Below are 8,850 nucleotides of genomic sequence, written 5' to 3'. Positions count from 1 at the left end.
GCGCGGCGGACGCGGCCACCGCGGCCGAGCGCGCCCACCGGGCCGAGCGGCGCACCGCCGAGGCACTGGCCGCGGAGGAACGCCTCGCCGAACTGCTCGGCCTGGCCGCCGAAACCCGCCCGGGCATCCCCCAGCCCCGCCGGGACGCCGACCGTGCCGACCGGACCGCCGCCCCCACCGCGACGGACGGCGCGCTGACCCCCGAGGAACTCGACCGCTTCGCCGACGAACTGCGCGAACTGCTCGACGACACCGTCTCCTCCGCCGAACGCCAGCTGTTCGAACTGCGCACCGCCGCCGCCGACGACTCCCGCATCCTCGGCGCGCTCGGCGACGGCGGCCTGCTGCCGCCGGGACCCGACGTGCTGGCCACCGTCGAGTTCCTCGGCGAGCACGGCATCCCCGCCCTGCCCGGCTGGCGCTATCTCGCCCAGGCCGTCGACCCCGCCGACCACGCACGCGTGCTGGCCGCCCGCCCCGAGCTGGTCGACGGCGTGATCATCACCGACCCGGACTCGCACACCCGCGCCCGCGAGGTCCTCGGCGACGCGGCCCTGCTGCCGCGCTCCGCCGTCGCCGTCGGCACGGCCGCCGCCCTCCTCGCCCCGCCCCCGGCCCCCGAGTCCGGCACCGGGGACGTCTTCCTCGTACCGCCGAACCCGGCCATGCACGACGAGCAGGCCGCCGACGAGGAGCGGCACGCCCTGCGCGCGCGGGCGGGCGAGCGGGACGAGGAGATCCGCACCCTCGCCGCCCGCCTCGGCAAGGACCGCGAGCTGGCGGCCCGGCTCGCCTCCTGGCGCACCGGCTGCCCGGCCGGACGCCTCGCGGAACTCGCCGGGACCGCCGAGGAGGCCCGCGCCTTCGCCGAGGAGGCCGAGGCCGAGCTGACCGAGGCCCGCACCGTGCGGGCCGAGGCCGACGAGAGCGCCGCCGAGGCCGTCCACCTGCGGGACGAGCGGCAGGAGGCCGCACAGAAGGCCCGCCGCGCCGCAGACGCCCTCGCCGGCCTCGCCTTCCGGCTGCGCGAACGCGCCGGCTGGCAGGTCAGACTCCGTGAACTGGCCGACGAGGGCGCCGAGTCCGAGGCCCGCGCCCGGGCCTGTCTGGAGCGGGCCCGCGCCGCCGACGAGGACCGGCGTGCCGCCCAGCGCGCCGCCGACGACGCCCGCCGCACCGCGCGGGCACTGCGCGCCGAGCGCTCCGAGATCGCCGGTGCCCCCGACGACGTACCGGAAGAGGCACCCGGGGACGGTGCCGGGGCGCCGAAGGCGAAGGCGTCCCTGCCCGACCTGCGCGAGGCCTACCGCGCCGCCTCCCAGGTGTACGAGAAGGTCGGCGTCGGCGCCGACCTGCGCGCCGAACAGGCCCGCGCGGAGAGCGACGAGAGCGCGGCCCGCGCGGACCTCGACCGGCTCAGCAACAAGGTCCGCACCCGCGCCGGACAGCTCCTGGAATCGCCCGACGGCTCCGACGGGCCCTCCCGACAGGCCGCCGCCGCCCGCGCCGAGGAGCTGGTGCAGCTCCTGGAGACCCGCATGTCCAGCGCGAGCGAACAGCTCGGCCGGCTGCGCGGCGAGGCCGAACGGCACGCGCCCGAGGACGGCGAGACCCACACCGACCTCCCCGAGGAGCTCCAGCCGCGCGACGTCGAGCACGCCCAGACCCTGCTGCGCACGGCGACCGCGGAACTCGCCGCCTGCACCGAGGCCCTGGCCCAGGCCCGCGAGGCCCACGCCGAACTGCTCGACGCGCACCGCGCCGCCGAGGACGCGGCCGGCGGCTTCGACGAGACCGCCGCCCTGCTCCGCGACCTGCTGCGCGAACACGCGCCCGAGGAGGAGCAGGAGGAACCCGAGCCCTACGCCGGAGACCTGGAGGAGGCCCGCCGGTCCGCCGCCGAGGCCCGCCGTTCGCTGCGCGGCTGCGCCGCCGACCTGTCCGCCGCCGAGGCCGCCGTACGCGAGGCGAGCGACGTCCTCGTCCGGCACGCCAACTCCACCCGCTACGAGCAGGTCCGCACGCCCGCCCGCCAGCAGATCCGCGAACTGCCCGTCGCCGCGCTGCCCGAGCACGCCGCCAAGTGGGCCGACGCCTTCGCGCCCCGGCTCCGCGTCCTCACCGACGAGCTGTCCCAGCTGGAGCGCAACCGAGACTCGATCGTGGACCGGCTGCGCGGCCTGGTCGAGTCCGCCCTCGCCACCCTCCGCGCCGCCCAGCGGCTGTCCCGGCTGCCGGAGGGCCTCGGCGAGTGGTCCGGGCAGGAGTTCCTGCGCATCCGCTTCGAGGAGCCCGACCAGGCCACCCTCACCGAGCGGCTCGGCGAGGTCGTCGACGAGGCCACCCGCGCGGCCGTGAAGAAGAACTCCGACCTGCGCCGCGACGGCATGTCCCTGCTGCTGCGCGGTGTGGCCGCCGCCCTGCAGCCCAAGGGCGTCGCCGTCGAGATCCTCAAGCCCGACGCCGTACTGCGCGCCGAGCGCGTCCCCGTCGGCCAGATGGGCGACGTCTTCTCCGGCGGCCAGCTGCTCACCGCCGCCATCGCCCTGTACTGCACGATGGCCGCGCTGCGCAGCAACGACCGGGGCCACGACCGGCACCGCCACGCCGGCACCCTGTTCCTCGACAACCCCATCGGCCGTGCCAACGCCACCTACCTGCTGGAGCTCCAGCGGGCCGTGTCCGACGCGCTCGGCGTGCAGCTCCTGTACACCACAGGCCTGTTCGACACGACCGCGCTGGCAGAGTTCCCGCTGGTCATCCGGCTGCGCAACGACGCCGACCTCAGGGCGGGACTGAAGTACATCAGCGTGGAGGAGCACCTGCGGCCGGGCCTGCCGCAGCCGACGCCGGCCGCCGAGGGGGAGGGCGAGCCGGTGCACAGCGAGATCACGGCGACCCGCATGTACAAACGCCCCGCACAGTCACCGGCCTAGGCGGGCGGTTCGCCGAGCCGGCCGAGCAGCCAGGCGTGGAAGCCTCCGATGTGGTGCTCGGTCGGCACCAGCACCCCGCCCGCCCGGTAGGCCCGGGACGCCATGGCCGGCTGGGTCCGCTCGCAGGCCGCGAAGTCCTGGGTGTTGACCCGGTGGAACAGCTCGACCGACTTGGACAGGTCGGCCCCGGACGCCACGACCTCGGGCGCGTACAGCCAGTCGCACTCGACCACCGTGCGGTCCTCGGCCAGCGGGAACATGCGGTGCAGGATCACATGGTCCGGCACGAGGTTCACGAAGACTGTCGGCCGCACGGTGACGGCGTAGTAGCGGCGGTCCTGGCCGTCCGGCACCTCGGGCAGCCTGCCGAAGCCCTCGCTGCCGTCGACCGTGAAGCCCTGCACCCCGTCGCCGAACTCGGCCCCGTGCCCCACGTAGTACTGCGCCGCGTAGCCGTCGGCGAACTCGGGGAGCACGTCGGTGAGTTCGGGGTGGATCGTCGCGCAGTGGTAGCACTCCATGAAGTTCTCGACGATCAGCTTCCAGTTGGCCCGCACGTCGTACCGGACACGTCGGCCGAGTGCGAGCCCCTCGGTGCCGTACCGCTCGACGGCGGCCGGATCACCGAGCCGTTCGACGGCCGCGCCGCGCACCGTCTCCTCGAAGCAGGGCGGCTCCTCGGCCAGGCACACCCAGGCATAGCCGAGCCACTCGCGCAGGGCGACCTCGACCAGTCCGTACGCCGACCGGTCCACATCGGGCATCTTCGTCAGGTTGGGCGCGGCCACCAGCCTTCCGTCGAGGTCGTACGTCCAGGCGTGGTACGGACACTGCAGGGTGCGGCGCACCTCGCCGGACTCCTCCAGGCACAGCCGGGCGCCGCGGTGCCGGCAGATGTTCAGGAAGGCGCGCAGCCCGCCGGTGCGGGTACGCGTGACGATCACGCTCTCGCGGCCGACCTGCACGGTGCGGAAGGCGCCGGGCCGCTCCAGGTCGGCACCGCGCACGGCGCAGAACCACAGCGCCTCGAAGACGTGCCGCTGCTCCTGGCGGAAGACCTCCGGGTCGGTGTAGTAGCGGCCCGGCAGCGTCGGGACGAGGCTGGGGGACGGGGGAGTCGTCGTCACGTGCGTACTCCTCGGGCGGTGTCGAAGAGGCCGATGGGGTGCGCGGTGGTGCCGGTCAGGGCCAGGTCGGCGAGGATCTCGCCGACGACGGGCACGAACTTGAACCCGTGCCCGGAGAAGCCGCAGGCCACGGTGACCGAGTCGGGGTGCGCCGGGTGGCGGGCGATGACGAAGTGCTCGTCGGGGGTGGTGGTGTACATGCAGGTCGCGGCCCTGCGGAAGGCGCCGGGCAGGTCGGGGATGCGGGCCGACATGTGGTCCGCCATGGCCCGGACCTCGTGGTCGTGCACGGTGCGGTCGATGGTCTCGGGGGTCGTGGCCCGCCCCTTGCGGAAGAAGGCGACCTTGGCGCCGTCGTCGGGGCCGTCGATGGCCGGGAAGCCGTAGACCTGGACGCCGGCCGCGTCCTCCCAGACGTAGATCGGATGCCTGGCGGGACGGAAGGGGCGGATGCCGCCGCGCGGCTGGAACCAGTACATGACCTGCCGCTCGACCGTGAACGGCACCCCGAGGTCGGCGAGCAGCCGCGGCGCCCACGCGCCCGGGCAGATCACCAGGTGGGAAGCGGTGTACGTGTTCTCGGCGGTGTGCACCCGCACGCCGTCGCGGTACGGCTCCCAGCGGGTCATCGGTTCGTCGAAGTGCAGGTCGGCGCCCTGCCGGGTGGCGAGCTGGAGGTGCGCGGCCACGGTGTTCTCCGGGCGGAGCAGCCCGGCCTTGGCCTCGTACAGCGCGACCTCGTCGTCGCCCGGCGTGAGCGTCGGGAAGCGGCGGCGGATCTCCCGGGCGTCCAGCATCTCGTGCGGCAGGTCCCACTCGCGGGCCGAGCGCAGCGAGCCGGAGACCGTCCACGAGTCCGGGCGGCCGACCATCACCCCGCCGCCGAGCAGCGCGATGTCGCGGCCGGTGGCCCGCTCCAGGTCCTCGTACAGCTCGTAGGCGCGCAGCAGCAGGGGTACGTACGCCGGGTCCTCGAAGTACGACTGCCGGGTGATCCGCGAACCGCCATGGCTGGAGCCCCGGTTGTGCACCGGGCCGAACTTCTCCAGGCCCAGCACGCGGACACCCCGCGCGGAGAGGTGGTGGGCGGCGGCGCTGCCCATGCCGCCGAGACCGATGACGATCACGTCGTAGGTGGGGGACAACAGGGGCCTCCTGGGGGGCGGTCAACGGCGGATACGGGTCATCCCGGGATCGAACAGCGGCTCCTCGGCGACCGTGGCGGGCACCTTCTCGCCGAAGTACTCCACGTGCACGCCGGTCCCGGCGGCCAGAGCGGCCGGCAGCCAGGCGTACGCGACACAGCGGCCGAGCGTGTAGCCGTACGCGGCGCTGGTCACGTACCCGGCGGGGACGCCGTCCACGTACACCGGCTCCTTGCCGAGCACCACGGCGCCGGGGTCGTCGAGGAGGAGGGGCGTCAGCCGCCGCTCCGGTTCGCCCGCGCGCTCCAGCGCGGCCCTGCCGAGGAAGTCCGCCTTGTCCATGCGGACGGCGAAGCCGACGCCCGCCTCGTAGGGGTTGTCCTCGTCGGTCATGTCCGTGCCCCAGGCCCGGTACCCCTTCTCCAGCCGCAGGGAGTTGAAGGCCGACCGCCCGGCCGCGATCACGCCGAGCCGTTGCCCGGCCTCCCACAGGGTGTCCCAGAGCCGGAGCCCGAGGTCGGCCGTGGTGTACAGCTCCCAGCCCAGCTCACCTACATAGCTCAGGCGCAGGGCGGTGACCGGCACATGGCCCACGTGGGTCTGCCTGGCGCGGAAGTAGCCGAACGCCTCGTGCGAGAAGTCGTCCGGGGTCAGCGGCTGGACCAGCTCGCGGGCCAGCGGGCCCCAGACGCCGACGCAGCAGGTGCCGGAGGTGATGTCCCTGACGTGGACACCGTCGGGTGCGTGGCGGAGCAGGTGGTCGAGGTCGGCGCGGGAGTTGGCGCCGACCTGGAAGTGACCGGGGGAGAGGCGGGCGACGGTGAGGTCGGAGCGGATGCCGCCGGTCTCGTCCAGGAGGAGCGTGTAGGTGACCGCTCCGGGCTTCTTGCGGAGGTTGTTGCTGGTCATGCGGTCGAGGAAGTCCAGGGCTCCGGGACCGGCGACCTCCAGGCGGCGCAGCGGGGTCATGTCGTACAGGGCGACCCGCTCGCGGGTGGCGCGCGCCTCCGCCGCCGCGATCGGGGACCAGTGGCGGGCCGACCAGGCGTCGCGGCCGGGCAGCCGGAGGTCCGCGGCGAGCGGGGCGTTGGCCTCGTACCAGTGCGGGCGCTCCCAGCCGCCGCCCTCCAGGAAGTACCCGCCGAGTTGCTGCTGACGGGCGTGGAAGGGACTGACCCGGAGCGGGCGTGGCCGCTCCGCCGGCTGGAGCGGGTGGACGACGTCGTACACCTCCACGAACTGCTGCGAACCGCGCTCACGGATGTACGCCGGTGAACGCTGCGCCTCCTCGAACCGCGTGAGGTCGCACTCGTGCACGTCGAGCGACGGACGGCCGTCCACCATCCACTCGGCGACGGCCCTGGCGGCCCCGGCCGAGTGGGTCACCCAGACCGCCTCCGCCAGCCAGAAGCCGCGCAGCGCCCGGGACTCGCCGAGGACCGGCATGCCGTCCGGGGTGAAGGAGAAGACGCCGTTGAAGCCCGACTCGATCCCGGCCCCGCGCAGGGCGGGCATCAACCGGCGGCAGTCCTCCCAGCTGGGCGCCCAGTCCTCGGGGGTGAAGGGGTACGACGACGGCATGTCCATGTCCCGGGCGCGGGCCTCGTCGTAGCCGGGGACGGCGAACGGGTCCACGGGCAGCGGACGGTGGGCGTAGGAGCCGATGCCGAGCCGGTCGCCGTGCTCACGGAAGTAGAGGTCCCGGTCCTGGAAGCGGAGGATCGGCTTCGAGGCGTCCGCCGTGGCACCGAGCAGTCCGGGCAGCGGCCCGGTCCGCGCGTACTGGTGGGCGAGCGGTTGCAGCGGGACGTCGACCCCGGCCATACGGCCGACGACCGGCCCCCAGAAGCCCGCCGCGGAGACGACGTGGTCGGCGGGGAAGGTGCCGCGGTCGGTGACCACTCCGGTGACCCCGCCGTCCGCCCGCTCGATGCCGGTGACCGTGTGCCGGTCCAGGACGCGGGCGCCCCGCGCGACGGCGCGGTCCAGCTGGGCGCGGCAGGCGTGCAGGGCCCGGGCCAGGCCGTCTCCCGGGGTGTGGAAGCCGCCGAGGACCACCGACTCGTCGAGGAGCGGCCACAGTTCCCGGCAGCGGGCGGCGCCGACGATCTCGCCGTGCACACCCCAGGAGGTGGCGTACCCGGCCCTGCGGTGCAGGTCGGCGAGGCGCTCCGGGGTGGTCGCCAGCTCCAGGCCGCCGACCTGCTGGAAGCACGGGACGCCGTCCCAGGTGAGGGCGGCGAACTTCTCGACGGTGTACTGGGCGAAGGCCGTCAGCGTGCGGGACGGGCTGGTCCGGAAGACGAGGCCGGGCGCGTGCGAGGTGGAGCCGCCGGGCGCGGGCAACGGGCCCTGGTCGAGGACGGTGACGTCCGTCCAGCCGCGGGCGGTCAGTTCGTCGGCGAGCGAGCAGCCGACGACACCGGCGCCGATGACGACCACGCGGGGCGGGCGACCGGGGGCACGGGTGGTCACAGGACCACCACCGAGCGCAGCACCTCGCCGCGGTGCATCCTGGCGAACGCCTCCTCCACCCCGTCCAGCGCCGTCGTCTCCGAGACGAACGCGCCGAGGTCCAGCAGCCCGTGCAGGTACTGGTCGATCAGGAACGGGAAGTCGCGGCTGGGCAGGCAGTCCCCGTACCAGGACGACTTGATCGCGCCGCCGCGCGAGAACACGTCGAGCAGCGGGAGTTCGACCGCCGTGTCCGGGGTGGGCACCCCGACCTGGACCAGTACGCCCGCGTGGTCGCGCATGTAGAACGCCTGGCGGAAGGTCTCCGGCAGCCCCACGGCGTCGATCGCGAGGTCCACGCCGTGTCCGTCGGTCAGCGCGCGGACCGCTTCGACCGGGTCGGTGCCGCGGGAGTCGACGGTGTGCGTGGCGCCGAACCGTTCCGCCCGGTCCAGTTTCCCGCCGTCCACGTCGACCGCGATGACCTTCACGGCGCCGTTCAGGGCGGCGCCCGCGATCGCCGCGTCGCCGACGCCGCCGCAGCCGATCACGGCGACCGAGTCGCCGCGGCCCACGCCGCCCGTGTTGACGGCGGCGCCGTAACCGGCCATCACCCCGCAGCCGACGAGACCGGCGGCCTCGGGCCGGGCGGCCGGGTCGACCTTCACCGCCTGCCCGGCCGCGACCAGGGTCTTCCCGGCGAAGGCCCCGATGCCGAGGGCGGCGGTCAGCGGGGTGCCGTCCAGCAGGGTCATCGGCTGTGCCGCGTTGCGCGACTCGAAGCAGTACCAGGGACGGCCGCGCCGGCAGGACCGGCAGCCACCGCAGGGAGCCCGCCACGCCAGGACCACGTAGTCGCCCGGCGCGAGTCCGCCGACGCCCTCACCGACCGCCTCGATCGTGCCGGCCGCCTCGTGGCCCAGCAGGAACGGGAAGTCGTCCGTGACCGCGCCCTCCCGGTAGTGCAGATCCGTGTGACAGACCCCGCAGGCCTGTACGGCGACCAGCACCTCGCCGGGCCCCGGGTCCGGGACGACGATCGTCCGCACCTCCACGGGTGCGCCCCTCTTCACAGCGACTACGGCACGGACCTCGTGTGGCACGACAAGCTCCTCTGCTGTTGCGCATTGCACGATGGGTTGCGCGATGAGGAACATAGTGGGAATGCCATCAAGTGGTCGTCAAGGG

Annotated in this window: 4 protein-coding genes and 1 pseudogene; 1 reads left to right on the top strand and 4 read right to left on the bottom strand. The window is 74.4% G+C overall.

Going from position 1 to position 8,850, the window contains the following annotated elements; all coding sequences use genetic code 11:
* A pseudogene (locus BZZ08_RS32145) lies at nt 1-2,936 on the top strand (hypothetical protein); the annotation flags it as partial.
* Here the strand turns inward: BZZ08_RS32145 and BZZ08_RS32140 are convergent.
* The 4 genes from BZZ08_RS32140 to BZZ08_RS32125 are packed head-to-tail and all read right to left on the bottom strand — an operon-like array spanning nt 2,933 to nt 8,765.
* Nucleotides 2,933-4,063 (bottom strand): aromatic ring-hydroxylating oxygenase subunit alpha, encoded by a 1,131-nt coding sequence (locus BZZ08_RS32140; RefSeq protein ID WP_104635723.1) that lies wholly within the window; start codon nt 4,061-4,063, stop codon nt 2,933-2,935. The pseudogene BZZ08_RS32145 and the gene BZZ08_RS32140 overlap by 4 nt on opposite strands.
* Nucleotides 4,060-5,208, bottom strand: a complete 1,149-nt coding sequence (gene solA / locus BZZ08_RS32135) for an N-methyl-L-tryptophan oxidase (protein ID WP_104635722.1) — start codon at nt 5,206-5,208, stop codon at nt 4,060-4,062. The genes BZZ08_RS32140 and solA overlap by 4 nt, the downstream gene beginning before the upstream one ends.
* A 21-nt stretch (nt 5,209-5,229) precedes the next feature.
* A complete protein-coding gene (locus tag BZZ08_RS32130) occupies nt 5,230-7,683 on the bottom strand; it encodes a GcvT family protein (protein WP_104635721.1) in 2,454 nt (817 codons plus the stop codon).
* On the bottom strand, nt 7,680-8,765 hold the full coding sequence (locus BZZ08_RS32125; protein WP_104635720.1) for an S-(hydroxymethyl)mycothiol dehydrogenase: 1,086 nt from the start codon (nt 8,763-8,765) through the stop codon (nt 7,680-7,682). The genes BZZ08_RS32130 and BZZ08_RS32125 overlap by 4 nt, the downstream gene beginning before the upstream one ends.
* Between the last annotated feature and the right edge of the window lie 85 nt (nt 8,766-8,850).

It is taken from the genome of Streptomyces sp. MH60 (assembly GCF_002939385.1).
Taxonomy (GTDB): Bacteria; Actinomycetota; Actinomycetes; order Streptomycetales; family Streptomycetaceae; genus Streptomyces.
This window is presented reverse-complemented; position numbering and strand designations above follow the sequence as displayed.